Source organism: Nocardioides sp. YIM B13467 (assembly GCF_042788075.1).
In the GTDB taxonomy this organism is placed as follows: Bacteria; Actinomycetota; Actinomycetes; order Propionibacteriales; family Nocardioidaceae; genus Nocardioides.
Genome location: NZ_JBHZPJ010000046.1, coordinates 2,798,098 through 2,822,961, shown reverse-complemented (window position 1 = coordinate 2,822,961; position 24,864 = coordinate 2,798,098). Strand labels below are relative to the sequence as shown.

At 70.3% G+C, this 24,864-nt stretch carries 23 protein-coding genes; 8 read left to right on the top strand and 15 right to left on the bottom strand.

Annotated elements, in window-relative coordinates; translation table 11 throughout:
- Window positions 1-53 precede the first annotated feature (53 nt).
- Window positions 54-1,736, top strand: coding sequence for an alkaline phosphatase D family protein (locus tag ACFX43_RS20610; protein WP_378833959.1), 1,683 nt, complete (start codon window positions 54-56; stop codon window positions 1,734-1,736).
- A gap of 12 nt (window positions 1,737-1,748) precedes the next feature.
- Here the strand turns inward: ACFX43_RS20610 and ACFX43_RS20605 are convergent, their stop codons facing one another.
- The 7 genes from ACFX43_RS20605 to ACFX43_RS20575 form a co-directional block, all read right to left on the bottom strand.
- Complete coding sequence (locus tag ACFX43_RS20605) at window positions 1,749-2,393, bottom strand: thymidine kinase (RefSeq protein ID WP_378833956.1); 645 nt, start codon at window positions 2,391-2,393, stop codon at window positions 1,749-1,751.
- 10 nt (window positions 2,394-2,403) lie between these two features.
- A complete protein-coding gene (locus ACFX43_RS20600) occupies window positions 2,404-3,048 on the bottom strand; it encodes a CGNR zinc finger domain-containing protein (RefSeq protein WP_378833950.1) in 645 nt (214 codons plus the stop codon).
- A gap of 7 nt (window positions 3,049-3,055) precedes the next feature.
- Window positions 3,056-3,682 carry a pyridoxamine 5'-phosphate oxidase family protein gene (locus ACFX43_RS20595; protein ID WP_378833943.1) on the bottom strand — a complete coding sequence of 209 codons (627 nt, stop codon included), beginning with the start codon at window positions 3,680-3,682 and terminating at the stop codon, window positions 3,056-3,058.
- Window positions 3,683-3,795: 113 nt separating this feature from the next.
- A complete protein-coding gene (locus tag ACFX43_RS20590; protein WP_378833934.1) occupies window positions 3,796-4,920 on the bottom strand; it encodes an alkaline phosphatase family protein in 1,125 nt (374 codons plus the stop codon).
- 7 nt (window positions 4,921-4,927) lie between these two features.
- Window positions 4,928-5,512, bottom strand: a complete 585-nt coding sequence (locus ACFX43_RS20585) for a DUF5998 family protein (RefSeq protein ID WP_141804060.1) — start codon at window positions 5,510-5,512, stop codon at window positions 4,928-4,930.
- A gap of 34 nt (window positions 5,513-5,546) precedes the next feature.
- Window positions 5,547-8,249: a GNAT family N-acetyltransferase gene (locus tag ACFX43_RS20580; protein WP_355018375.1), complete on the bottom strand. Its 2,703-nt coding sequence runs from the start codon at window positions 8,247-8,249 to the stop codon at window positions 5,547-5,549.
- A 26-nt stretch (window positions 8,250-8,275) separates the two neighbouring features.
- Window positions 8,276-9,178, bottom strand: coding sequence for a TIGR03620 family F420-dependent LLM class oxidoreductase (locus ACFX43_RS20575; RefSeq protein WP_378833919.1), 903 nt, complete (start codon window positions 9,176-9,178; stop codon window positions 8,276-8,278).
- Between the two features lie 71 nt (window positions 9,179-9,249).
- Between ACFX43_RS20575 and ACFX43_RS20570 the strand changes: the two genes are divergently transcribed.
- Entirely contained in the window at window positions 9,250-9,564 is a 315-nt protein-coding gene (locus ACFX43_RS20570) for an ArsR/SmtB family transcription factor (RefSeq protein ID WP_378833912.1), read from the top strand.
- A gap of 108 nt (window positions 9,565-9,672) precedes the next feature.
- Here ACFX43_RS20570 and ACFX43_RS20565 read toward each other — a convergent pair whose 3' ends face one another.
- Window positions 9,673-9,900, bottom strand: a complete 228-nt coding sequence (locus ACFX43_RS20565) for a type II toxin-antitoxin system VapB family antitoxin (RefSeq protein ID WP_378833905.1) — start codon at window positions 9,898-9,900, stop codon at window positions 9,673-9,675.
- 178 nt (window positions 9,901-10,078) lie between these two features.
- Here ACFX43_RS20565 and ACFX43_RS20560 point away from each other — a divergent pair, with 178 nt between their 5' ends.
- Window positions 10,079-12,541: a DNA topoisomerase (ATP-hydrolyzing) subunit A gene (locus tag ACFX43_RS20560; RefSeq protein WP_378833902.1), complete on the top strand. Its 2,463-nt coding sequence runs from the start codon at window positions 10,079-10,081 to the stop codon at window positions 12,539-12,541.
- Between the two features lie 198 nt (window positions 12,542-12,739).
- Here ACFX43_RS20560 and ACFX43_RS20555 read toward each other — a convergent pair whose 3' ends face one another.
- From ACFX43_RS20555 to ACFX43_RS20530, 6 genes are read right to left on the bottom strand one after another with little or no spacing between them, the layout of a single operon-like run.
- On the bottom strand, window positions 12,740-13,726 hold the full coding sequence (locus ACFX43_RS20555) for a cyclase family protein (RefSeq protein WP_378833897.1): 987 nt from the start codon (window positions 13,724-13,726) through the stop codon (window positions 12,740-12,742).
- Window positions 13,723-14,895 (bottom strand): alpha/beta hydrolase family protein, encoded by a 1,173-nt coding sequence (locus ACFX43_RS20550; RefSeq protein WP_378833890.1) that lies wholly within the window; start codon window positions 14,893-14,895, stop codon window positions 13,723-13,725. The genes ACFX43_RS20555 and ACFX43_RS20550 overlap by 4 nt, the downstream gene beginning before the upstream one ends.
- Window positions 14,896-14,922: 27 nt before the next feature.
- Complete coding sequence (locus ACFX43_RS20545; protein ID WP_378833885.1) at window positions 14,923-15,639, bottom strand: SDR family NAD(P)-dependent oxidoreductase; 717 nt, start codon at window positions 15,637-15,639, stop codon at window positions 14,923-14,925.
- On the bottom strand, window positions 15,636-16,601 hold the full coding sequence (locus tag ACFX43_RS20540; RefSeq protein WP_378833876.1) for a fumarylacetoacetate hydrolase family protein: 966 nt from the start codon (window positions 16,599-16,601) through the stop codon (window positions 15,636-15,638). The genes ACFX43_RS20545 and ACFX43_RS20540 overlap by 4 nt, the downstream gene beginning before the upstream one ends.
- 9 nt (window positions 16,602-16,610) lie before the next feature.
- Entirely contained in the window at window positions 16,611-17,576 is a 966-nt protein-coding gene (locus tag ACFX43_RS20535; protein ID WP_378833865.1) for a VOC family protein, read from the bottom strand.
- A gap of 29 nt (window positions 17,577-17,605) precedes the next feature.
- Complete coding sequence (locus ACFX43_RS20530; protein WP_378833860.1) at window positions 17,606-18,733, bottom strand: FAD-dependent monooxygenase; 1,128 nt, start codon at window positions 18,731-18,733, stop codon at window positions 17,606-17,608.
- A 116-nt stretch (window positions 18,734-18,849) separates the two neighbouring features.
- Here ACFX43_RS20530 and ACFX43_RS20525 point away from each other — a divergent pair, with 116 nt between their 5' ends.
- From ACFX43_RS20525 to ACFX43_RS20510, 4 genes are all read left to right on the top strand, one after another.
- Window positions 18,850-19,776 carry a LysR family transcriptional regulator gene (locus ACFX43_RS20525; protein WP_378833852.1) on the top strand — a complete coding sequence of 309 codons (927 nt, stop codon included), beginning with the start codon at window positions 18,850-18,852 and terminating at the stop codon, window positions 19,774-19,776.
- Between the two features lie 122 nt (window positions 19,777-19,898).
- A complete protein-coding gene (locus ACFX43_RS20520; RefSeq protein WP_378833842.1) occupies window positions 19,899-21,116 on the top strand; it encodes an MFS transporter in 1,218 nt (405 codons plus the stop codon).
- A gap of 29 nt (window positions 21,117-21,145) precedes the next feature.
- Complete coding sequence (locus tag ACFX43_RS20515; RefSeq protein ID WP_378833837.1) at window positions 21,146-21,853, top strand: LppX_LprAFG lipoprotein; 708 nt, start codon at window positions 21,146-21,148, stop codon at window positions 21,851-21,853.
- Window positions 21,850-23,574 (top strand): MFS transporter, encoded by a 1,725-nt coding sequence (locus tag ACFX43_RS20510; RefSeq protein ID WP_378833828.1) that lies wholly within the window; start codon window positions 21,850-21,852, stop codon window positions 23,572-23,574. The genes ACFX43_RS20515 and ACFX43_RS20510 overlap by 4 nt, the downstream gene beginning before the upstream one ends.
- Here ACFX43_RS20510 and ACFX43_RS20505 read toward each other — a convergent pair.
- Window positions 23,561-24,121: a DUF4188 domain-containing protein gene (locus tag ACFX43_RS20505; RefSeq protein WP_378833824.1), complete on the bottom strand. Its 561-nt coding sequence runs from the start codon at window positions 24,119-24,121 to the stop codon at window positions 23,561-23,563. The genes ACFX43_RS20510 and ACFX43_RS20505 overlap by 14 nt on opposite strands.
- An 88-nt stretch (window positions 24,122-24,209) precedes the next feature.
- On the opposite strand from ACFX43_RS20505, the gene ACFX43_RS20500 reads away from it, so the two are divergent.
- A complete protein-coding gene (locus ACFX43_RS20500) occupies window positions 24,210-24,842 on the top strand; it encodes a MerR family transcriptional regulator (RefSeq protein ID WP_378833819.1) in 633 nt (210 codons plus the stop codon).
- Window positions 24,843-24,864 lie beyond the last annotated feature (22 nt).

The following is a 24,864-nucleotide window of genomic DNA, read 5'->3' as shown; positions in this document are numbered from 1 at the left end:
CCCCGATGAAGTGAGTGGAGGCAAGCACTTCCACCCTTCTCGGAGGCCCCCCGATGCTCCTGCCCAACTCGCTGAGCCGACGCTCCCTCCTCTCCAGCACCGCCACGACCGGCTTCGCCGCATCCGCAGCCATGCTGCTCGGCACCGGCTCGATCCCCGCCGACGCGGTATCCGTCAAGGGCGCCACGTCGCTCTCCGGCTACCCGTTCACCATGGGCGTCGCCTCCGGCGACCCGCTCCCCAACTCCGTCGTCCTCTGGACACGCCTCGCCCCCGAACCGCTCGCCGCCGATGGTCTCGGCGGCATGCCGCAGGAGCCGGTCAAGGTCCGCTGGCAGGTCGCCGAGGACCCCCTCTTCCGCAAGGTCGTGAAGTCCGGCACCGTCACCGCCACCCCGAACTTCGGCCACTCGGTCCACCCCGAGGTCTGGGGCCTGCGTCCCGGCCGCGACTACTGGTACCGCTTCCTGGCCGCCGGCGAGGTCAGCCAGACCGGGCACACCCGGACCGCCCCGGCGTACGGCTCCTCGCTCTCGCAGATGAGCTTCGCCTTCGCCTCCTGCGCGCTCTACAGCCACGGCTTCTACACCGCCTACCGCCACCTGGCCGACGAGGACGTCGACGTCGTCTTCCACCTGGGCGACTACCTGTACGAGTCCGGCGTCACCCCCGAGAACAACTGGCGCAACACCCCTGTCTCCCCCGCCGTCGGCGGGGAGACGCTCGACCTGGCGCGCTACCGCTTGCAGTACGGCCTCTACAAGTCCGACCCGGACCTGATGGCCGCCCACCAGTCCCATGCGTTCGTTGTCGCACCCGACGACCACGAGGTCGAGAACAACTGGGCCGACGAGATCCCCGAGGAGCGGAGCCAGTCCCAGGGCGAGCTGTGGATGCCGCGGCGTACGGCTGCCTTCCAGGCCTACTACGAGCACCTGCCGTTCCGGGCCAGCTCGCTGCCGGACGGTCCGGACATGCAGATCTACCGGAGCCTGCGCTACGGCGACCTGGTGGACTTCAACGTGCTCGACACCCGCCAGTACCGGGACGACCAGGCGTACGCCGACGGCAGCGACCCCGCGAGCCCGGAGCTGACGCCGGACATCTACGACCCGTCGCGCTCGATGATGGGCTTCGAGCAGGAGAAGTGGCTCCAGCGCAACTGGCGCCGGTCGACCGCCCGCTGGCAGGTGCTCGCCAACCAGGCGCCGATGGCCGAGACCGACCTCGACGAGACCGAGAAGAAGACGCTCTACATGGACCCGTGGGACGGCTATGTCGCCAACCGCAACCGGCTCCTCGAGGGCGCCCGGACCAGCGGGATCGAGAACCTCGTCGTGATCACCGGCGACCGGCACCACAACTACGCCAGCAACCTGCTGGCCGACTACGACGACCCCGAGTCAGCGGTCGTCGGCAGCGAGTTCGTCGGCACCTCCATCGCCAGCGGCGGCGACGGCGCTGACATGACGACCGGAGGTGAGACCCTGCTGCGGGCCAACGACCACCTGAAGTTCTTCAACAGCCAGCGCGGCTACGTACGCGTCAAGGTCACGCCCGAGGAGCTCTCCAGCGACTTCCGGGTCGTGCCGTACGTCCAGCGCCCGGGCGCCCCGATCTCCACCCGCGCGACCTACGTCGTCGAGAACGGCCGCCCCGGCGTCCAGCTCGACACCAAGAGCACCCCCGTCGGAACGAGGTACGCCGACGTGCCCATGCCGACGCTCAACCGCTAGCCACCGCTGAGGTCAGCCGAACGGCAGCGGCTCGGGCACCAGGGAGACCGACTGGGCCCGGGCCGCGGTCAGGCGGCGGCGGTGGTGCTGGCGGCAGAGGACCTCGTAGGAGACGGCGCTGGGGGCCTCGTCGGTGTCGCCGACGACGACCTGGTCGCCCTCGGTGACCATGACGCCGTCCTCGACCCGGGCGTTGTGGGTGGCCCGCTTGCCGCACCAGCACAGCGCCTCGACCTGCAGCACCTCCGTACGGTCGGCGAGCTCGACCAGACGAGCGGCGCCCGGGAAGAGCCGGGTGCGGAAGTCGGTGAGGATGCCGAAGCAGAAGACGTCGATCTGCAGCTCGTCGGTGATCTTGGCCAGCTCCTCGATCTGCTGGGGCGTGTAGAACTGGGCCTCGTCACAGATGAGGTAGTCGATCCTGGCGCCGTGGGTCAGTGAGTCGACGGCGTGGCGCCAGAAGTCGAAGTCGTCGGTGACCTCGATAGCGTCGTGGGTCAGACCCAGCCGCGAGGTGACCACCGCCTCCCCGGAGCGGTCGTGGGCGGTGAAGATCAGTCCCACTCTGCCGCGAGCCGCGTGATTGTGGTTGGTCTGCAGCGCGAGGGTCGACTTCCCCGCGTCCATCGTCCCGGTCCAGAAGGTCAGCTCAGCCACTCGCGGAAGCCTAGTGGGCGGCGCCGCGGCCCGTGGCAGGACCCTCGAGGCCGGACTTGTTCCGTCGATAGTGGCGCGCGACCCGTGCCCGGTTGCCGCAGCCTTCGGAGCACCACTCACGACGTGGGTGGTCGCGGACGAAGTAGAGGACGCAGCCGGGGCCGCCGCACGCCTTCAGCTCCTGGGGCGCTTCCTGGGCCAGCACCTCGAACCCTTCCAGCGCGACCAGGTTCAGCTCCCGCTGCAGACCGGAGCCGTCGGTGAGCCACTGGCGGGCGAAACCGCCCTGCGGACCATGGCGCAGCACCGGCGTGCAGCGTGAGCAGAAGTCGTTGAGCACCGCGAGCGCCGCATCGGTGCCGAGCCCGTCGGCGACGCTGTGCGGCCGACTGTCGCCGGTCACCTCGGCGGCCAGCCGGCGCAGGGCGTCCCGCAGCGCCCGGGCCCGGCCCAGGTCGTGCTCGTCGACGTCTTGGTGTCGCCCGAGCCCCGCCTCCTCGGCCCAGGCGCGCAGGTGCGCCACGGTCTCCAGCGAGTCGTGGACCGACGTCCGGTCGGCCCAGATCGTGTTCATGAGGCGTACGGCCCGGGGCTGGGTCGGATACAGCACCGGCACCTGCAGCTCCACGGCCGTCTCCTCCGTCGTCGATCTCATGGTGAGTCTAGGTCTCGGTCGGGATGCGCCCGCGAGCGATGGCCAGCTCGGCCTCGAGCTCGCTGATCCGCTCGGTCAGCTCCGCGACGGTGTTCCGGGCAACCGCCAGCGGCACCAGCTGCGGGATGTGCTGCTTGCAGTTCCAGTCGTACGCCTCGACGTCGATCAGGACCCCGCGCTCGACCCGCGCCGGGTGACCGACCGGAGCGAGCGAGGCGACCAGCTCGGGGTCGTCGTCGGGCTCGACGACCCGCGCGCGACCGAAGATCTTCATCCTGGCCTGCAGCTGGTAGTCGATCAGGAACAGCGAGATCCGCTCGTCGTGATCGAGGTTGCCGCGGGTGATGTACTGCCGGTTGCCGCGGAAGTCGGCGAAACCCAGCGTGGTCTCGTCGATGACCTTCAGGAACCCCGGCGGCCCGCCGCGATGCTGGACGTAGGGCCACCCCGTCTCGCTCACCGTGGCCAGGAAGAAGCTGTCCCGCGACGAGATGAACGCGGCCTCGGCCCTGCCGATCCGGTCCGGCGCGCTGTCGGCCTCGGCCATGCGTGCGTACGCCGCGGCGCTCCCGTGGATCGCCTGGTGCTCCGCCACCAGCGGCGTGAACGCGACCTGCCCGTAGTGCCCGGTCATCGCCGGCCCTCGACTCTGTGCTGCCCCATGACAACCCCTTCCCGCCGGGAAACGGCGAGCGTCTCTAATGGTTATACAGGTTCTAACCATTAGATCCGGGATTCATTCCCCGGCTAGGAGACCAGCAGCGGGATGAGCATCTCGTCTGGCGTCAGTGATCCGTGCAACCCGACCAGCGTCGTCTCGTACTGGAACAGGCTCGTCGAGACGACCGCGTGCTCGCCGTGGGAGGCGACGATGACGTCGCCGAGCCGCGGCAGCACCGACGGGGTGACCGGCCCGAACCAGCCACGCCGGATCGCGGTCTCCCGGGTCATCACGTCAGCCTTGTCCCCCAGCGTCTCCGACCATGTCGCGACCACGTCCTCGACCGCGCCACGCGAGCAGTAGAGATGCCGGAAGCGAGCCTCGCCGCCGACCAGCGCGACCCCGTGGCGCAGCTCGGGGAAGTCGTCGATGTCGGTGCGGGAGGTCGCGGGCGAGTCGACCATGCCGTGGTCGGCGAGCACCAGGAGGCGTACGGACGGGTCCAGAGCGTCCCGCAGCTGCTCGGCCTCGGCGTCGATCATCGAGAGCTGCTGCAGCCAAGGTGAGGAGGCGACGCCGTACTTGTGGCCGGTCCAGTCGAGGTCACCGTCGTAGAGATAGGTCAGCGACCCCGGCACCCGCGAGAGCGCGACCGCCGAGGCGATCCGCTCGCCGACGCGGTCGGCGCCGACGAACTCCGCGCCCCGGTGGGCGGCGATGGTCAGTCCCGAGCCGCCGAAGACGCGCTTGTTGATCACAGTGACCGGCACGCCGGCCTCGCCCAGCCGCTGGAAGACGGTCTGGTTGGGCTGCCACTCGACCGGGTCGACGTCCTTGCGCCACTGCAGCGCGTTGAGCAGGTGCTCGGTGCCGGGGATCCGGGAGGTGTAGCCGACCAGCCCGTGCCCGCCGGGCGTCAGCCCGGTGCCGAACGAGGTGAGGCTGGTCGCCGTCGTCGACGGCACCCCGGCCGTACCGGTCTCCTGGTCCTCGCTCAGCGAGGCCAGGAACGGCGCGGCGTGCGCATAGCGGCGCAGCAGGTTGGTGCCCATCCCGTCGACCAGGAACACGACGTACGCAGCGGCCGAGGGCAGCTCGAGACCGGGTCGCGCCTCGGAGGTGCCCAACGGGATGCCCATCGCGGCGGCGACCGCCGGCAGGACATCACCCAGTGAACGCTCCCCGTAGGCGGGGGCGACGAACCCGGTCACCAGCCCCTCACCGGTTGTGGGTGCGAGCCGAGAGCGATTCCGCGAAGGAGAGCAGGCGGTCGACCGAGTCGTGACCGTCGGCGGCGGCCGAGACGCGCAGCGAGAAGTCGTCGGGGGTGAGCACGCCGGTGTAGCCGTGGTCGGCGTCGCAGTTGGGGTCGGAGCAGCCCGCGGGCTCGAGGTCGACGCGGTTGACGCCGCCCCAGCCGATGGTCATGACCACCTCGGCCGGCTTGCTCGATCCCTTGGTCGGGTTGGTGATCATCCGGGTCACCACCACGGAGTTGACCGAGTCGATGCGTACGGCCTCGGTCGAGGTCGAGGTGTAGGGCTCGGGCAGCAGGTCGTCACCGGCGTGCTCGTCGGTGTGGGCCAGGATCAGCCGCGTCGGGGTCAGCACCAGCACGGAGAGGTGGCGACGCACCTCGTCACGGTCGAACGTCGGCTCGTGGTGCAGGAAGAAGGAGGACACCTTCTCTCCGGCCACTGCGGAGGCGACGCAGTCGGCCACCACCTCGGGGTAGTAGCCGGTGCGGTCGATCTCGGCGCGCAGGTCGTCGGCGCGGTCGAGATCATCGGTGCGGGTGCTCATGACACCCATCCTTCCACGCGCCGCCACAGGCCGCCTAGCCAGGAAGGGTGTCGCCCACCGCGGGATTGAGCCTGCGTACGAACCAGTCGGAGCGCGGATCGGCGACCAGGTCGACCCTGGCGCCGGCGGTGAGGACGGCGGATCCCTCGAGCCCGACGAGGACCAGCGAGAGGTCGAGGGAGGAGATCTGGGGCAGGTCGTTCTGCAGCTGGGCGACCCTGAGCACGAGCCGCTCGATCTCGTCGACGTCGACCATGTCGCCGCCGCGGTAGCCGAAGAGCATCGGCGCGGCCTTGATCTCGCGCACCATCGAGGCGGCATCGCGCTCGGACAGCGGCGGGATCCGGTAGGCCTTGTCTGCCACCAGCTCGGTGATCGGGCCGGCGATGCCGAAGGAGACCACCGGGCCGAACAGTGGGTCCTCCATCGAGCGGATCGCGACCGGGACTCCCGGCGGCGCGGTGCGCTGCACCGTGAACCCGCCGGTCTCGGGCGGGATCCGGCTGGTGATCAGCTCCCAGGCCTCGGTCATCTCGTCGACGTCGTCGATGTTGCGTACGACATGGGCTTGGTCGGGCCGCTCCCGGACGCTCTCGACGGTCGCCTTGAGGACGACACCCCAGCCGAGGTCCTCCCCAGCGGCGATCGCCTCCTCGAGGGTGCTGACGCTGTGGGTGTTCCACAGCTTGATCCCGTAGGCGGCCAGCACCATGCCCAGGTCCTCGCGGCTCAGGTCGCCCCCGGCCGGGCGCGCAGCGAGCACGTCGGTGACGATCTTGCGCGCGGTGCGCGGGTCGCACTCGTCGGTGCTGAGCCACGGGGTCTCGCCATCGGCGGAGCGCAGCCACACGGCGTACTCCACGACCTTGGCCAGGGCGCGTACGGCCGACTCCACCGAGGAGTAGGACGGCACCGAGCCGCGACCGGCGGTCGAGCCGGCGACGTCGGGGACACGGAGCAGCTCGGGGACACCCTCGGCACCCAGGAAGCTGGTGACCAGGGGCTTGTCTGACTGCTCCCCCACCGCGGCGAGCACGTTGGCGATCTCCTCGCCGGAGACGTTGAGCGGCGGGATGTAGACCGAGATCACCGCGTCGACCTCGGGGTCGTCGATGGCCGCGTCGAGCGCGTCCTCGAAGTCCTCGGCGCTCGGCTCGGTGGGGAGCGGAACCTGCTTGTTGACCTGCAGACCCGCCGAGACGGCGGCGTCGGCGGCCAGCAGGCCCAGGGCGTCGGAGTTGCCGACGATGGCCACCCGGCGGCCGCGCGGAAGCGGCTGGTGGGCGAGGAGCTGGGCGACGTCGAACATCTCGTCGAGGGTGTCGACCTGGATGATCCCGGCCTGGCGGAACATCGCGTCGACGGCGGCCGGCGGGGCGCTGATCTTTCGGACCGCGTGACCCATCGGCACACCCTGGGTGGTGCGGCCCGAGCGGACCGCGACGATCGGCTTGCGCAGCGAGACGCGGCGGGCGATGCGGGAGAACTTCCGCGGGTTACCGATCGACTCGAGGTACATCATCACGACCTCGGTCGAGACGTCCTCCTCCCAGTACTGCAGGAGGTCGTTGCCGGAGACGTCGGCGCGGTTTCCGGCGCTGACGAAGGTCGACAGGCCCAGGCCTCGGTTGTTGACCTTCTCCAGGATCGCGGAGCCGAGCGCGCCGGACTGGCAGAAGAAGCCCGCGCGACCGCGCGGCGGCATCGTCGGGGCGAGGCTGGCGTTGATCTTGACCTGCGGGTCGGTGTTGATGACGCCGAGCGCGTTGGGCCCGATCAGCCGCAGCCCGTAGGAGCGGGACAGGTTCACCAGCCGCCGCTGCCGCTGGCGGCCCTCCTCGCCGGTCTCGGCGAAGCCGCTGGAGATGACCACGAGCCCGTGCACGCCCTTGGCGGCACAGTCGAGGACGACGTCCTGGACAGCGTCGGCGGGGACCGCGACGATCGCCACGTCGACGTCGTCGGGGATGTCCTGGACGCTCTTGTACGCCGGCATCCCGCTGACCGCGGTGGAGCTGGGGTTGACCATGTAGACCCGGCCGGTGAAGTCGCCGATCACCAGGTTGCGGACCAGCGCCTGGCCGACGGTCTCCTGCCTCCGGCTGGCGCCGATGACCGCGACCGAGCGCGGGTTGAAGAAGCGGTGGATCGAGGCGGACTCGGCCTCGTGCTCGCGCAGGGCGAGCCGGCCGACCGCGGTGTCGGTCACGTCGATCCCGAACTGCAGCGAGATGACCCCGTCCTCGTAGACGCTGGCGACCTTGTAGCCGGCGTCGCGGAAGGTCTGGATCATCCGCGCGTTGTCGGGGAGCACGTCGGCGGTGAACTTGGTGACCCCGCGCTCACGCCCGGCCTGGGCGAGGTGCTCGAGCAGGATCTGCGCGATCCCCCGGCCCTGGTAGTCGTCCTCGACGAGGAAGGCGACCTCGGCCTCGCCGGGCTTGACCACGTCGTAGCGCCCGACCGCGATCATCCGGCCTCTGAGCGTGAGGATGAAGGCGACCCGGTCCTTGTGGTCGACCTCGGTGAAGCGCGCGACATCGCGCGCGGACAGGTGCGGCATCGGCGAGAAGAAGCGGTAGTACTTCGACTCGTCGCTGACCCGGTGGTCGTAGAAGTCAACCAGCAGGTCCTTGTCCGCCGACCGGATCGGCCGGATGTGGGCCGTCCGCCCGTCGCGCAGCAGCACGTCCGCCTCCCAGTGGGAGGGGTACGGCGGGGTCTGCTGTGCGGTCACGAGAGAAATCTAGCGGTACACCCCAGTCAACTACAGCGGGCGCGAAGCTGAAGAGTGCTCGCAAGCGTGCGCCACTCGACAAGCGGCAGGTCGGAGGAGCTGTCCTCGGTGAGCACCTGGACCAGCACGTGGTCCGCGCCGGCGTCGTGATGCGCCTGCAGGCGCCCCCGCACCGCGTCCTCGTCGCCCCAGGCGGCGCCGAGGTCCACCCAGCGGTCGCTGCCCTCGCCCTCGAAGTCTTCAGGCTCGAGGCCGTAGTCCTGCAGCGCGCCGGTGTAGTTGGGCAGGCCGAGGTACATCGACAGGCGCTGCCGGGCGATGGCCCGAGCGCGTGCCGGATCGGCCTCGAGGACCACCTTCTGCTCGGCAGCCAGCAAGGGGCCGGCGCCGAGAGCGGCCCGTGCGTGTGCGGTGTGTTCCGGAGGCATCAGGTACGGGTGCGCGCCGGCGGTGCGGTTGCCGGCGAGGCCGAGCATGCGCGGGCGAAGAGCGGCCAGGAGCCGGCCCTCCTCGGGGACCGTGCCGGCAGCGTCGAGCTCGTCGAGGTAGGCCACGGTTCGGCTGTACGGCTTAACGTACGTCTGCTCGCCGACCCGCTGCGCATGACTGTTGCCGAGACCGAGCACGAACCGGTCGCCGTACGTCGCGTTGAGCTCTCGATGACGTTCCGCCACCTCCGCGGCGGGGTTGTCCCAGATGCTCACGATGCCGGTGACCACGAGCAGGTCGGTGGTGCCGGCGAGCAGCGCCTCGTGCACCTCGAACGGCAGCGAGGAGACTCCGACCCAGATCGCGCCGTACCCCAGGCTCTCCACCTCGGCCGCGACCTCGCGCGCCCGGCCGAGGTCGGTCCACTGCTGCGCACCGGTCCACACCCCGTACCGCGTCAGCCGCCTCTTGAGCTCGTCCACCTTCTGCTGGTCAGGCATGCCAGAACCCCTCCGATAGGTTATGTTCGACGATGATCGAACATTCAAACCTTGTACGACGGAGATCGAACATGTCAACCGACTTCCGCACCACTGCAACCGACGCGGCGCTCCAGGGTGCCCTCGACGCGGTCGGCGACCCCGTACGCCGCTCGATCCTCCGGCAGCTGGCCGCGGCCGAGCCGTGGACGATCGCGTGCGGTCAGTTCGACCTCCCGGTGGGGAAGTCGACACTGACCCATCACTTCAGGTCACTCGTCGACGCCGGTCTCCTCGAGCAGCGCGACGAGGGCAACCGGCGGATGAACAGGCTGATGCGCGACGAGTTCGACCGTCGGTTCCCCGGCCTGCTCGACCTGGTGCTCGACGACCCGTCGGCCACCTGATGTCGACGCATGTGCGACGTCCCGACAGCCAGCCAAGTTTTCTCGATCCTCCCGAAAGGGTCGGCGGCCAACGCGGCAGCGAAAACGCACCAACCCTTCGAGGAACCCTCAGTGACGTACGACGTTGGCCCGGTCGCGCTCGTTGAGCACCCGCCAGCCGTCATAGTCCCAGTTCCGCGCCAGCTTCTGGGCGTGCTTGGGAGCGTCGCCCTCATGGTTGCGGATGACGAGTTCACGCACGGCGAACTCCACCGCCTCCTGGGGCGTGGTCGTGCCGGAGATCCGCTGGATCTCCGCGAGCAGCTCGTCGTCGAGCTCGATCTGGGTGACAGCCATCTTCAAGCACCTCCATGTGCGTTGAACCGGTGACTCCTGGACGGTTTGATCTACACAGCCAATGTACGCGGATGTGCGGCGTACGAAAGGGGCTAAGTGCCTCGGATCGCACCCAGAAATTGGCACCGTCGGCGAGCCCGGTGTGGCGTTCGCACAGGGATTCGAGACAATGCCCCTTATGGCACGCGGCAAGACCAAGCAGGACGTACCCGACGACTTCGAGGAGCACATCCTCGACACCGACATCGGGGACGAGATGCGGTCCTCATTCCTGGAGTACTCCTACTCCGTCATCTACTCCCGGGCACTGCCCGACGCCCGCGACGGTCTCAAGCCCGTGCAGCGCCGGATCCTCTACACGATGAACGACATGGGCGTACGTCCAGACCGCGGCCACGTGAAGTGTGCCCGCATCGTCGGTGAGGTGATGGGCAAGCTGCACCCGCACGGTGACGGCGCGATCTACGACGCCCTGGTCCGGATGGCGCAGCCGTGGGCGATGCGGCTGCCGATGATCGACGGGCACGGCAACTTCGGCTCCCCCGGCGGTGACGACCCGGCTGCCGCGATGCGTTACACCGAGGCCCGGATGGGTCCGGCCGCGCAGGCGATGACCGATGACATCAAGGAAGACACGGTCGACTTCCGGCCCAACTACGACTCGCGGGAGATGGAGCCGAGCGTGCTCCCCGCCGCGATCCCCAATCTGCTGGTCAACGGCGCCACCGGCATCGCGGTCGGCATGGCCACCAACATGGCCCCGCACAACCTGATCGAGGTCATCGCCGCCGCGCGCCACCTGATCAAGCACCCCGGCGCCGAGCTCGACACGCTGATGAAGTTCATCCCCGGCCCCGACCTCCCCACCGGCGGCACCATCGTCGGCCTGGACGGGATCCGGGATGCGTACGAGACCGGGCGCGGCTCCTTCAAGATCCGCGCCACCACGCGGATCGAGCCGTTCGGGCGCCGCAAGGGCATCGTGATCACCGAGCTGCCGTTCAACATCGGCACCGAGAAGATCATCGAGCGCGTCAAGGTCCTGGTGCAGTCCAAGAAGATCCAGGGCATCGCCGACCTCAAGGACCTCACCGACCGTGAGCACGGCACCCGCCTGGTGATCGAGGTCAAGAACGGGTTCGTGCCCGAGGCGGTCCTCGAGCAGCTCTACAAGATGACGCCGCTGGAGGACTCCTTCGGGATCAACAACGTCGCGCTCGTCGACGGGCAGCCGCGCACGCTCGGCCTCAAGGAGCTGCTCGAGGTCTTCCTGGGACACCGCTACGACGTCGTCCGCCGTCGCAGCCAGTTCCGCCGCGACCGGGCCGCCGACCGCCTCCACCTGGTCGACGGGCTGCTGATCGCGATCCTCGACATCGACGAGGTCATCCAGCTGATCCGCTCCTCCGACAACGCCGGAGAGGCGAAGGAGCGGCTGATCTCGGTCTTCGACCTGAGCCAACCGCAGGCGGAGTACATCCTCGACATGGCGCTGCGCCGGCTGACGAAGTTCTCCAAGATCGAGCTGGAGAAGGAGCGCGACGACCTGCGCTCGACGATCGAATACCTCGACTCGATCCTCGGCGACGACGAGATGCTGCGGAAGGTCGTCTCCGACGAGCTGGGCGAGGTGGCCAAGACGTTCGGCACCCCACGGCGCACCGTGCTGCTCGCCTCCGCCGGCACCCCGGCGCTCGAGTCGATGAGCCTCGAGGTCGCCGACGACCCGTGCTTCGCGCTGCTCTCCTCGACCGGTCTCCTGGCCCGCTCCTCGGACGCCGAGCCGTTCTCCACCGGCTCCGGCCGCGCCAACCACGACGTGATCGTCTCGGTGGTCCCGGCGACCGCGCGCGGCCAGATCGGCGTGCTGACCTCCCGCGGTCGTCTCGTACGTCTCGGGGTGCTCGACCTGCCGGCGCTGCCGCCGACCCACGGCGACCCGAACCTCTCCGGCGGGCTGCCGCTGTCCGCGCTGCTCTCGCTGGAGTCCGACGAGCGGGCGCTCGCGCTGACGACGCTGGCCACCGACGGTCCCGGCATCGCGCTCGGCACCCGCCTGGGCGTCGTGAAGCGGGTCAACCCCGAGGTGCTGCTCAACAAGGACGAGTGGGAGGTCATCAAGCTCGCCGACGGCGACGAGGTGGTCGGCGCGGCCCAGCTGCGCACCGGCACCGAGTCGCTGGTCTTCGTCACCTCCGACGCCCAGCTCCTGCACTTCCCGGCGGACGTCGTCCGTCCGCAGGGCCGCAGCGCCGGCGGGATGGCCGGCGTCCGGATGGCCCACGGCTCCAAGGTCGTCTTCTTCGGTGTCGTCTCCCCCGACGCCCCCGAGGGCGCCGCGGTCGTGACCGTCGCCGGATCGTCGAGCGCTCTGCCCGGGACCGAGACCGGCTCGGTGAAGACCACGCCGTTCAGCGAATACCCGGCCAAGGGCCGAGCCACCGGCGGCGTACGCGCGCACCGCTACCTCAAGGGCGAGGACACCCTCGTCTTCGCCTGGGTAGGTGCCGCACCTCCGATGGCCGCCGCAGCTTCCGGCGCCCCCATCGACCTGCCCGAGATCGACCCCCGCCGCGACGGCTCCGGAGTCCCGCTCGATCAGCCCATCGACGCCGTAGCCGGCCCGGTCGCCAACAGATAGCCCGCCGAGACGTCAGTTTCTGACCGCGAGGGGTCGATTTCTGACGCCGAAACGTCAGTTGTTGACCGCGAAGAGTCAGTTCTCTGACGCGAGGAATCGACTTCTCGGCGTCGAAAACCGACTCGTCAGTGCCAGAAACTGACCTCTCGGCGTCAAGAACCGACCCCTCGGCGTCAGAAACTGACTCTTCGGCGTGCGTCAGCGGAGGGCGATGGGGTTCACCGGGGCGCCGACGGCGCCGGTGACGCGGAGCGGGGCAGCCGTGAGGAGGAAGTCGTACCGGCCGTCCTCGGCGCAAGCGGCCGCCAGGCCGTCCAGGTCCCACATCTCGCCCAGGAAGAGGCCGAGGTGTGGGATCGCGACCTGATGCAGAGGCTGGAAGGCGTCGTCGAACTCGTTCGGGCGCACCTCGAAACCCCAGGTGTCGGTGGCGATCGCGGCGATCTCGGTGCGGTGCAGCCAGTCGGCGGTGGTGAAGGAGAGGCCGGGGGCCGCTCCCCCGGCATAGCCACCCCAGCCCTCACCTGCGGCGACGCCCCGGCGGGCACGGGAGAGCTGCCCGGTGCGTACGACGACGATGTCGCCGCGGCCCACGGCCGCGCTGGACCCCTGGGCGGCGATGGTGCGCTCCAGGTGCTCCTCGGTGATGGCGAACCCGTCGGGGAGCTCTCCGTCGGTGCCGACCGCGCGGCCGACGTCGAGCAGCACGCCGCGACCGCAGACCACGTCGGCGACCGTCTCGATCCCGGTGACACCATCGCCCAACGAGGTGACCACCGACTCCGCCGGGCGGCCGTTCCAGGCCCGCCCGTGGTCGAAGATGTGGCCGAGCCCGTCCCACTGGGTCGAGCACTGCAGCGGCATCGCGATGACGTCGTCCGCGCCGCCGATCCCGTGCGGGAACCCCTGAACGCCGGCGACCGCGTCGGTGCCGGTGTCGAGCATGGTGTGCACCGGATTCGTACGCCGCCGCCAGCCGTTCTGCGGCCCGTCCATGTCGAAGGGCAGCGAGAGCGAGTAGGAACGGCCGGTCTGCACCAGCCCCGCAGCCGAGACCCGCTTGGCGTCGGTGAGGAAGTTCATCGTCCCGCGTACGTCGTCCTCGCCCCAGCGCCCCCAGTTGGAGACGCGGGCGACCGTCTTCGCGATCTCGCCTTCGGGATCGCTCCGATCAAGGGAGGTCACGACGCGTCCAGCTCGGCGAAGGTGTCGGCGACCCAGTCGGCGATGAAGCCCATGACATGCGGAAAGTGGTCCAGCCCGATGTGCTCGGTGGCTCCCTCCTCGGGCGAGAAGATCCGCAGCTCGCGCTTGGGGCTGTTCACCGCCTGGTCGTAGGAGCGATGCGCGTAGGAGAGCGGGATCTGGCGGTCGTTCTCACCGTGGGCGATGAGGAACGGCACGGTGATCTCCTCGACCACGCCGTCGAGGTTCACATCCTCGGCGAAGTCGATGAACGTGTCGATGTCGGGCTGCCCCCACACCCACAGCACGTGGTCCCAGTAGTGCGGCACCGGGTTCTCGCCCTCCCGGTCGAGCCGGCGCTTCTGCACCGCGCCCCAGTCGTGGTTGGCACCCCAGGCCACGCACAGCGCCAGCCGCTTCTCGTACGCCGCGGCGCGAGGTGCGTAGTAGCCACCGAGCGACCAGCCCACGAGCCCGATCCGGTCGGCACGCACGTCCGAGCGCGTCTCGAGCCAGTCGACGCAGGCCGCGGCCCAGGCCTCGGTGTCGACGCGCGCAGCGAGCCCGTCGAGGCGCAGCGCCTCCCCGGCGCCACCACAGTCGACCATCAGTGTCGAGATGCCGCGAGCGGCCAGCTCGGTGTGGACGCCGGCGCCGACCATCATCTCCTTGGTCGAGTCGAGCCCGTTCCACACGATCATCACGGGCGCCGGCGTCCCGTCCCGATGAGCCGGGTGGAAGTAGGCCGGCAGGGAGGTCTCGCGACCGTCCTCGGCGTACGGGATGGCGACCTTGACCGTCGGCTGGTCGAGCAGCTCGAAGGAGCGGACGAGCAGGTCGACGCTGCGCTGGTACTCGGCATTGCGGCCCGGGTCCTTCGCGCTCTGCATCCGCTCGGCCTGGGAGACGTAGACGGAGGCGCGGAAGAGCTTCTGCCCGGCCGTACGCCGGTGGCCGGCCTTCTCGGCCTCGCCCGCCTGCTCCTCGAGCTGGTCGGCGACACCGCGCCAGGCGGCCATGAACTCGGCGGTGCCCACGTCGGAGCCCTGCGCGGCCAGCTCCTTCAGCGGCCGGCAGGCTCGGTCGACCTCGTCGATCAGGCCGTCGGAGTTGAGCGTGGCGACCACACCCAGGTTCCAGACGTAGTTGCCGGGAAAGTACTCGAACATCTCTTGTCCTCTTCTTATCGATGAAACTCAGCGCAGGGCGTCGGAGACGGCCTTGGCGCCGGCGTGCGACGCGGCCCCGCCGTCGACGGGGATCTCGGCACCGGTGACGTACGCCGCGCCGTCGCCGAGCAGGAAGACCACGACCGACGCGACCTCCTCGGGCGTGCCGACGCGGCCGAGCGGAGCGGCGGCGACCGAGGCTTCTCGGAACGCAACCGGCGCGGAGGCGGTCATGGCGGTCTCGATGAAGCCCGGGTGTACGGCGTTGACCCGGATCCCGCGCTCCCCCAGCTCGAGGGCCGCGGTGTGCGTGAGCCCGCGAACGGCCCACTTGCTGGTGGTGTAGGCCACCGGATAGTGCCCCTGCAGGGCGGCGAGCGACCCGATGGTGACGATCGACCCTCCTGGCGGCATCAGCGGAGCCAGCGCCTGGATCCCGAGCAGCGGCCCGAGCACGTTGACGTCATGGGTCTCCCGCATGTCGGTGACGCTCGCAGAGCCGACCCGGGCGCGGCGGGTCACGCCGGCACAGCTCACCAACCCGTGAACCGGCCCGGCGAGCTCGGCGGCCAGGTCGGCCCAGGCATCCTCGTCACGCACATCGAAGGTTCGTACGCCGGACGCGGTGTCGCGGTCGAGGCCGACCACCGTCCCGCCCGCCGCGGTCACGGCAGACGCCACGGCGGCCCCGATCCCGGAGGCCGCTCCGGTGACCACGACCGTGCGTCCGGCCAGCCCGCTCATCGGGCCACCGGGTCGCGTCGGCGCACCGGCGGCAGCCCGGGAGCGGGCGGCGCGACCGCGACGGTGTTGGTGAGGGTGCCGATCCCCTCGACCTCGAGGGTGACCTCGTCACCCGGCTGCAGCGGCTTCGGCTCCTGCGAGCCATGACGGCCCCACAGCTCGGCCAGGCACCCGCCGTTGCCGACGGTGCCCGACCCGAGGACGTCGCCGGCGACCACGCGGGAGTCGCGGGAGGCGTACGCGATCATCGTCTCGAAGGTCCAGCCGGCGTTCGAGAGCCGGTCGCGACCGACCTCGACACCGTTGACCGTCACCGTGCACAGCAGGTCGAGGAAGCCGTCCTCGTCGCGGTACGGCTCCAGCTCGTCGGCCGTCACGATCCACGGCCCGAGGGTGGTCGCGAAGTCCTTGCCCTTGGCCGGCCCGAGACCGACCTGCATCTCGCGGCCCTGCAGGTCACGCGCCGACCAGTCGTTGAAGATCGTGTAGCCGAAGACGTACGCCCCGGCCTCCTCGGGCGGGACCGACCGGCCCTCGGCCCCGACGACGGCGGCGACCTCCAGCTCGAAGTCACGGGCCGCGCAGGCCGCGGGGAACGGGACCTCCGCGCCCGGTCCGAGGATCGCGTGCGGGTTGGTGAAGTAGAAGGCCGGGGCGTCGTACCAGGCGTCGGGGACGCCGCTGACGCCGTCGACCGAGCGGCGTACGCCCTCGACGTGCTCCTCGAAGGCGACGAAGTCGCGCACCGAGGCCGGCTCCAGCGGCGCCAGCAGCTCGACCTCGGCGAGGTCGATGGCCTCCGCCGCCCGGGCATGGTCGGCGGCACGGTCGAGCACGTCGCGCCCGGCTGTGATGAGCGCACGCATCGTGTGCCGGACGGCGAACGGGTGGAGTCCGTCCTCGGTGACCAGGCCGACGCGCGGCACGTCGAGGTCAGGATCGCGGAAGGTTGCCAGCTTCATCGGCCCTCCTCAGACCGGCGGGGCGACGAAGACGCCCTTGTCCGGGTCGTTGAAGGACTTGCCGGCGACCAGCTCGTCCATCGGGTTGGCGGTGCCCCACTGGTCGGAGACGTCCGGGTCGCTGAAGTCGTACAGATGCGGGTGCCAGTTGTCCTCGACGAGCTCCTCGAGCTCGGTGGTGTACTCGACGGTGTTGCCGTGCGGGTCCAGGAAGTAGCTGAAGGTGTTGTTGCCGGCCAGGTGCCGCCCCGGCCCCCAGATCTTCTCCACGCCGGCCCGCAGCAGCCGCCCGGTGCCGCGCATGTACTCGTCCAGGCCGCGCATCTCGAAGGAGGCGTGGTGCAGCGCGACGTGCGGCCCGCGGGCGATCGCGAGGCTGTGGTGGAACCGGTTCGTACGCAGGAACCACATCATCGAGCCCAGCCGCGGGTGCATCAGGGTGTCGGAGAGTGCGAAGCCGAGGTGGCGCTGGTAGAACGCCACGGTCTGCTCGGGGTTGGGCGAGTTGATGACGACGTGGGAGAGCTTGACCGGGACCGACTCGCCCTCCTCGATCTTCCGATGCTGGCGCACGGCAACATCGCAGGAGACCTCGACCGTACGTCCGTCGTTGTCGAAGAAGCGGAAGCCGTAGCCGCCGCCCGGCGTCAGCACCGGGCCCGGCTCGCTGACGAGCTTCACCCCGGCACGGCCGAGCCGCTCGGCCATCGCGTCCACGTCGGCCGGGCTCGCCGCACCGAACGCGATCAGGTCGAGGCGCTTGTCGTCGGCGCGGCGCAGGCGGACGGAGTAGTGCTCCGGGGAGCCCTCCGCGGCCAGGAACGCCAGGCCGCTGTCGGTCGTCTCGGCCTTGAGCTTCCAGGTGTTCGTGTAGAACTCCAGCTGCCGCTCGTAGTCCGGCACGGCCAGGTCGACGTGGCGCAGGTGGGTGATCAGCCGCTCGGCGGGCGGGGTCTCGATGATGGTCTCGGTCACGGTGTTCTCCTCGTGAGATCGGTGGGTGGTCAGGCGGGGTCGCTGACGAGGTCGGCGACGCGGGCGATCAGCCCGGGTACGTCACCGCGCTCGTGCGCCTTCAGCCAGGCGCAGAGCTGGAGCGAGGCCTCGACGACGGTCTGTGCGCGGGTCAGCCGGCGCTCGGTGAACGCGGGCCAGACGGTGGCCAGGTCGTCGTGGCCGGTCAGCAGCTCGGCGAGCACCGCGGCGTCCTCGAGCGCTTGGGCGGCACCCTGGGCCAGGGTCGGCGGGCAGCTGTGGGCGGCGTCGCCGATGACCACGACCCGGCCCCGGTTCCACGGACCGGCGACGACGTGGCTCTCGAAGTGGGTGTAGTTGACCCGGCTCGGGTCGGTCAGCGAGCCACGGATCTCGTCCCACGGTCCGTGGTAGGCCTCGGCCAGCTCCCGCATCACGGCCAGCCCCTCCTCGGGGCTGAGCCCGCTGCGGTCCTGGTCCGGCTCGACGATGTAGGCGTAGAGGCTGGCCTCCGAGGTCGGGCAGTAACCCGCGATGTAGGACGGGCCGCCGTAGAAAAGGTCCGTGCCGGTGACCGAGGCAGGCCGGTCGGTGAAAACGCGCCAGATGCCCATGCCGACCGGCTCGGGCTCGACGTCGATGCCGATCGCCCGGCGCGTCCACGAGCGCACCCCGTCGGCACCGACGACGAGGTCGTAGCGGCCGTGCGACCCGTCCGCGAAGGCGACGTCGACGCCCGTCTCGTCCTGCTCGATGCCGGATGGGGTGACCCCGAACCGCACCTTGGCACCGGCCGCGACCGCCCGCTCGAGGAGGATCAGGGCCAGGGCGGGGCGATACATACCCATCGTCGCGGGCAGCTCCGGGCCGCCGGTGCGGTGGTCCTCGAGCTCGACCAGCAGGCTGCCTGCCGGGTCCGGCGCGCGCAGCCCGAGGGTGTCGTAGGGGTAGCCCTCCGCGCGGACCTGCTCCCATACGCCGAGGTCGCGCAGCACCCGCAGTGCGTTGCCCTGCAGCGTGATCCCGGAGCCGAGGGCGGCGAGGTCCGGCTTGGCCTCGACGAGGTCGACCGAGACGCCGCGCTCGGCGAGCAGGATCGCGGTAGCTGTCCCGGCGGTTCCGGCACCGATGACGAGAACCGAGCTGATGGCGGGCATGAGATCTCCCTGATGTGCGAGATGGTGGAGTGACGAGCACCACTCTGAACCGCACACAACTATTCGGGAAGAGCAGATTTCCTATCCCGCCTATACACCGTGTTTATAGTCAGACCATGGCGACCGATCCGCTCCGCAACCTCGATCTCAACCTGCTGCTCTCCTTGGACGCGCTGCTCGAGGAGCGCAACGTGACCCGCGCGGCGGAGCGGCTGGGACTGAGCCAGCCGGCGGTCTCGGCGGCGCTGCGGCGCCTGCGGCGCCACTTCAGCGACGAGCTCCTCGTCCGCACCGGCAACCGCTACGACCTCACCCCACTGGCCACCCAGCTGCGCGGCACCACCACGACGGCGCTCGTCGGCGTACGCCGGGTCTTCGAGGCCGAGCCGGGCTTCGACCCGGCGACCTCGACCCGGGAGTTCACCGTGGTCGCCTCGGACTACTCCACGACGATCCTCGGTGACCACCTCGCCACCGAGGTGGCCCAGGAGGCCCCCGGCGTACGCCTGCGGTTCCAGCTGCAGACCCACTTCGACGTCGATCAGGCGCCGGAGTCGCTGCGGCACGTGGACGGGATGATCCTTCCCCACGGTTTCCTCCAGGACCTGCCCGCGGTCGAGCTCCACACCGACGGCTGGGTGCTGGTCGTCTCCGCCGACAACGACGCGGTCGGCGATGAGATCACCATGGAGCAGCTCGCCGAGATGCCCTGGGTCGTCACCCACCACGCCCCGACCGCCTTCACCCCGGCCGTACGCCAGCTCAGCATGATCGGGGTCGAGCCGGACATCCACGTGGTGACCGAGAGCTTCCTCCCGGTCCCGTTCCTGGTCGCCGGGACCCCGCGCGTCGCCCTGCTGCAGCGCCAGCTCGCCACCCGGCTGGCGGGCGCCGCTGGCGTGCGCACCCTCGACTGCCCCTGGGACGTCCTCCCACTGAAGGAGGCGTTCTGGTGGCACCCCGTCCATCGCGCGGATCCGGCGCACGGGTGGCTGCGCCGGATGATGACGCTCGCCGCCGCGCGGCTGGAGCAGTCGGGCTGACCTTCGAGTATCGACGGGGCTGATACCCAGCAGAAGCAGGTTTGGCTTCCGCGATACCTCCTGGATCTCCCACGATGCTGTGACTGCTGTCACACGATCTCGGCCTGATCCATGGAGACCCCATGCCCGACACCCTCACGCCCGTCCGGAAAGCCGGACGCACGCAGGGCTTCCTGCTGATGTTCATGAGCTGCCTGCCGGTCCTCGGCGCGGTGCTGCTCGCTCCCGTCCTGCCCCGGATGCAGGATCACTTCGGCCACAGCGGCGCCGCGACCGCACTGGTGCCGCTCTCGCTCACCGTCCCCGCACTGATGATCGCGCTGCTGGCGCCGTTCGCGGGCAGCATCGTGGACCGCTTCGGACGCAAGCGTCTGCTGCTGACCGGCCTGGCCGTCTACGCCGTCTTCGGCACCGCGCCGCTGTGGCTGGACGGGCTGGCTGCGATCGTGCTCAGCCGGGCAGGGGTCGGCGTCGCCGAGGCGGCGATCATGACCTGCTGCACGACGCTCATCTCCGACTACTTCGCCGGCACCGAGCGCGACCGCTGGCTCGGCATGCAGACCGTGTTCGCGTCGCTGTCGGCGACCCTGTTCTTCGCTCTCGGCGGAGCGTTGGGCGCCCAGGACTGGCGCAACCCGTTCTGGCTCTACGCCTCCAGCCTGCTCTTCCTCGTCCTCGCCGCCGCGCTCATCTGGCAGCCCTCCGGCGAGACCGCCCGGGCCGGTGAGCGCACGCCCCTCCCGCCGTTGCCCGCGCGCGCCCTCGCGCTGCCCTGCGCCGTCAGCGTCGTCGGCGGCATCGTCTTCTACACCCCGATCGTGGAGCTCCCCTACGTGCTCGATGCCGCCGGGATCACCGCCGTCCCCACCATCGGCGCGTTCGCCGCGCTCGCCTCCCTCGCCACGGCCGGTGGTGCGTACACCTTCGGCCGGGTCTCCGCCCGCGGCACCGCCACGCTGCTGCCCATCGCCTTCGGGCTGGCCGGGATCGGCCTGGTGCTGCTCGGCGCCACCTCGATGGTGCCGGTCATCGTGCTCGGCGCGGTCATCGCCTCGGCCGGCACCGGCCTGATGCTGCCCACCCTGCTCGTCTGGGCCCAGTCCGGCCTCACCTTCGAGCAGCGCGGTCGCGGCACGGGCCTGTGGACCGCGGCCCAGTTCCTCGGCGAGTTCGTCTGCCCGCTCCTGGTCGTCGCCTTCACCGGTGCCCTCGGCGGCCTCGGCGCCGCCGTCGCCCTCGTCGGAGCCATTGCGCTTCTCCTCGCCTTCCTCACCCGCCGCGTGCTCGCGAGCACAGCGAACGACCGGCGCATCTCCGATGGGGTGACCTGGACTCCCTGAGGGTTGCGGGGCGTGGCATCCTGAGCCGCATGCCCATGAGCCTGCCACGCCTCGCCTTCGCTCTCGTCGCCCTTCTGGCCGCGCTTCTCGTGATGACCTCGTGCGGCGACGAGGACCCGGCCAAGGGACGTACGCCTAAGCAGGTGCTCGCGGCGGCGCAGAAGCACCTCGACGAGACGAGCGGGATCAACTTCTCGATCGCCTCCGACGACCTGCCCGAGGGCATCACCACGCTGAAGGCGGCGACCGGGACGCTGACCCGCGAGCCCGCCTTCGAGGGCACCCTGACAGTGCCGGTGATGGGTGCGGAGGCGCAGGTCGAGGTGGTCTCGGTCGACGACGTCGTCTACGCGAAGCTGCCGTTCACGACCACGTTCCAGGAGCTCGACCCGGCCGACTACGGCGTGCCCGACCCGGCCGCGCTGATCGCTCCGGAGACCGGCATCTCCTCGCTGCTCGCCGCGACCGAGGACGTGAAGATCGGCAAGTCCGTACGCGGCGGCGCCGACAACGACGAGATCCTCTCGACCTACACCGGCACGCTCCCGGACACCGCGGTCCAGAAGATCCTCGCCGGCGCGACCGGCGACTTCGACGTCACCTACATCATCAACGACTCCGACGAGCTCACCGAGGCCACCATCAAGGGCCACTTCAGCGGTGAGGGCGAGGCGGCGTACTCCTACACGATCGACGTGACCGAGTACGGCGTCGAGAAGGAGATCGCAAAGCCGTGAGAGCCGTTCTCTGGCTCGCTGCGATCGCGGTGGCATTCGCCGCCGCGGACACCTACGTCGTGGTGCTCGCGCTGCCGGACATGATGGCCGGCGTGGGGCTCTCGATCGAGGAGCTGCAGCGGGCCGCGCCACTGATCTCGGGGTTCCTGCTGGGCTATGTGGCCGTGCTGCCGCTGATCGGGCGCCTCGCCGACCTTCTCGGGCACCTGCCGGTGCTCGTCGGCGGGCTGGTCGTCTTCGCGTTCGGCTCGTTCCTGACGGCTCTGTCGTGGGACCTGTCCGCGATGGTGGTCGGCCGGTTCTTCCAGGGGCTGGGCGGCGGCGCGCTCGTGCCGGCGACCCTCGCGCTCGTCGCGGCGCTCTACCCCGCTGAGCGCCGTGGGGTTCCGCTCGGGCTGGTCTCGGCGGTCCAGGAGCTCGGCTCGGTGCTCGGGCCGCTCATCGGAGCGGCCGTGCTCGCCATCGCGGACTGGCGCGCGATCTTCGTGCTCAACCTCGTCGTCGGCGTCGTACTGGCGGTGGCGATCCGGCGGCTGGGCCACTCGGACCCTGGCGCTGCCGCCCGGGGTCGCCCACGACCGGACCTGATCGCGCTGCTGCTGTTGCTGGTCGCCGGCGCGGCGTTCGTACTGCTGGCGATCGAGCCGACCACCCTGGTCCAGGATCTGACCTGGGGCGCCCTCTACGTGCCCGCGGCCGGGTCGACGCGCTGGCTGACCCCGCTGGGTCTGGTCACGATCATCGCGACTCTCGGGTTCCTGGTGAAGTGCGGCCTGCGGCCGAACGTACGCCGCGTGCTCGGCCGGATCGCCGCCGAGGTCGACCTCCTCGGGGCGCTCCTGCTCTCCTTCGCCCTGGCCGGGGTGATCCTGGCCTTCGCGACCGCCGACCCCGAGGTGGCGGTCTTCTCCGAGCAGGGCACCTGGTACCTGGTCGCCGGCGGGCTGGCTCTGCTCGGCTTCGTCTTCCACCTGCGCCGGGCGCAGGACCCGATCGTGCCGCGCGGCGCGTTCGCCCGGACCCCGGCGTGGGGCTCGGTGCTGATCTCGTTCTTCGTCGGTGCCGCGCTGGTGGCGGCGCTGATCGACGTACCGCTCTTCGCCCGCACCACGATCTACGGCGACAGCCAGCTGAAGGCGGCCCTGGTGTTGCTCGAGTTCCTGGTCGCGCTACCGGTGGGTGCGGTCGCGGGCGGCTTCCTCACCCGGCGACTGCCCGCGGGTGTGATCGCGGGTGGCGGGATGCTGCTGGCCGCGGTGGCGTTCGTGCTCATGGCCCGCTGGGACGCCGACGCGCTGCGCTCGCTGTCGGCGACCGTCGTGCTCGTCGCCGGCGGCCTCGGCTTCGGCCTCGCCCTGGCGCCGGTCAACGCGGCGATCCTGGCCACGACAGAGCAGTCGATGCACGGCCTGACCACCTCGTTCACGGTTGTGGCCCGCATGGTCGGGATGCTGGTCGGCATCTCGGCGCTGACCACGATCGGACTGCGCAGCTACTACGCCGCCCAGGCCGACCTTCCGTCGCTGTCGTCGGTGTGCACCGGCGGCGGCATGTGCGAGGACTACCAGGATCTGCTCGTCGGCGCCGCCATCGCCCAGGAGCACACCGTCTTCGCCGGCGCCGCGGTCTGCGCCGGGATCGCCGCCCTGCTCTCCGTGGTGCTGCTGCGAGGCGCGCCCACCCGGGCACTCTCCCCCACCGAGACCGTCACCGCCCTGTAGAGGTCTCGACGTACTCCGGACGGGTGGAGCCCATCCGCTCGTGGGTCCGGTTCCGCCGACCGGCGGCACGCTCGACGACCCCGAGCGCGGCCCCGAGGCCGAAGGCCGGCATGTTGCCGTAGAGCGTCTCGACCTGGTCGGCGGGAACCCGATAGGTCTCGTGCCAGATCCCGACGTCGCCGGTCGAAGCCGCGCGCCGGTTGAAGGCGGCCCAGGCGGGAGCGTGCGTGAGGGACGGGTCCTTGGCGAACCGGCCGAGCTCCTCGACGCTGCGCCAGTACTGCACCGTCAGCAACACTCGTCCCGACCAATAGCTGCGCGCCGAGAGCAGCCCGAGGTCGGGGTTCTTGGCGAGCTCGGCAAGCATCCGCGGCATCCCGACGAACGCCGGGAACCAGCTGCGCACCTTGTGCCAGCGATGGATGCGCATCCCGATCAGGAACACGACGACCTCGTCCGCTCCGACGTCGGCGACGCTATGCCCCGGCGTGACGCCGTCCGGCACGTTCTTGGGAGCCTCCCGATAGGCCCGGGCGATCTTCGACATTCCGGTCCCCCTGACTGGATAGTGATAGTATCTAGTCTAAGATAGTGCTCCTATCCAGCAGCGCTGTCAACCAGTTCCCGGAGGAACGATGCGGATCTCCGAGCTAGCCGACTCGACCGGCGTGAGCGTCGCGACGATCAAGTACTACGTACGCGAGGGCCTCCTCTCCCCCGGCAGGAAGCTCTCCGAGCGCCTGGCCGACTACGACGACCAGCACGTACGCCGCCTGCGCCTGCTCCGCGTGCTACGCGATGTGGGTGCCGTCCCGGTCGGAGCGCTCAAGGCGCTCGTCGACGCGACCCAGGACCGCAGCGCGTCGGTGCACGACATGTTCGGGGAAGCCTGCGACGCGCTCCGCACCGAGACGACCGTCCCCGAGGCCCGCGACGCCCACACCCGGGAGCTCGCCGACCAGATCGTCGCCCAGGCGGGATGGACCAAGGTGCGGCCCGACGCCCCCGAGCGCGACCATCTCGCCGGCATCATCAAGGTCATCCTCGACAGCGGCCTCCCCACCGACCCCGAGGGTGCGGCGACCTACCTCCCCCTCGTGGACGCGATCGCCGCCTACGAGCTCGATCAGATCGACGACACCCAGGACCGCGAGGCGATGATGGAGCAGATGGTTCTGGGCCAGGTCGTCCTCGGAGAGTTCCTGCTCTGCCTACGCCGACTGGCCCACGAACACCACAGCGCCCTGCGTTTCGCAGGGCGCCGCTGATGGTCGAGCCGGGAGTACCGGC

Coding starts and splice junctions, on each gene's coding strand:
- ACFX43_RS20610 (WP_378833959.1), top strand. CDS start 54: ATGCTCCTGCCCAACTCGCTGAGCCGACGCTCCCTCCTCTCCAGCACC.
- ACFX43_RS20600 (WP_378833950.1), bottom strand. CDS start 3,048: ATGAGATCGACGACGGAGGAGACGGCCGTGGAGCTGCAGGTGCCGGTG.
- ACFX43_RS20595 (WP_378833943.1), bottom strand. CDS start 3,682: ATGACCGGGCACTACGGGCAGGTCGCGTTCACGCCGCTGGTGGCGGAG.
- ACFX43_RS20585 (WP_141804060.1), bottom strand. CDS start 5,512: ATGAGCACCCGCACCGATGATCTCGACCGCGCCGACGACCTGCGCGCC.
- ACFX43_RS20575 (WP_378833919.1), bottom strand. CDS start 9,178: ATGCCTGACCAGCAGAAGGTGGACGAGCTCAAGAGGCGGCTGACGCGG.
- ACFX43_RS20570 (WP_378833912.1), top strand. CDS start 9,250: ATGTCAACCGACTTCCGCACCACTGCAACCGACGCGGCGCTCCAGGGT.
- ACFX43_RS20565 (WP_378833905.1), bottom strand. CDS start 9,900: ATGGCTGTCACCCAGATCGAGCTCGACGACGAGCTGCTCGCGGAGATC.
- ACFX43_RS20560 (WP_378833902.1), top strand. CDS start 10,079: ATGGCACGCGGCAAGACCAAGCAGGACGTACCCGACGACTTCGAGGAG.
- ACFX43_RS20550 (WP_378833890.1), bottom strand. CDS start 14,895: ATGTTCGAGTACTTTCCCGGCAACTACGTCTGGAACCTGGGTGTGGTC.
- ACFX43_RS20545 (WP_378833885.1), bottom strand. CDS start 15,639: ATGAGCGGGCTGGCCGGACGCACGGTCGTGGTCACCGGAGCGGCCTCC.
- ACFX43_RS20540 (WP_378833876.1), bottom strand. CDS start 16,601: ATGAAGCTGGCAACCTTCCGCGATCCTGACCTCGACGTGCCGCGCGTC.
- ACFX43_RS20530 (WP_378833860.1), bottom strand. CDS start 18,733: ATGCCCGCCATCAGCTCGGTTCTCGTCATCGGTGCCGGAACCGCCGGG.
- ACFX43_RS20525 (WP_378833852.1), top strand. CDS start 18,850: ATGGCGACCGATCCGCTCCGCAACCTCGATCTCAACCTGCTGCTCTCC.
- ACFX43_RS20520 (WP_378833842.1), top strand. CDS start 19,899: ATGCCCGACACCCTCACGCCCGTCCGGAAAGCCGGACGCACGCAGGGC.
- ACFX43_RS20515 (WP_378833837.1), top strand. CDS start 21,146: ATGCCCATGAGCCTGCCACGCCTCGCCTTCGCTCTCGTCGCCCTTCTG.
- ACFX43_RS20505 (WP_378833824.1), bottom strand. CDS start 24,121: ATGTCGAAGATCGCCCGGGCCTATCGGGAGGCTCCCAAGAACGTGCCG.
- ACFX43_RS20500 (WP_378833819.1), top strand. CDS start 24,210: ATGCGGATCTCCGAGCTAGCCGACTCGACCGGCGTGAGCGTCGCGACG.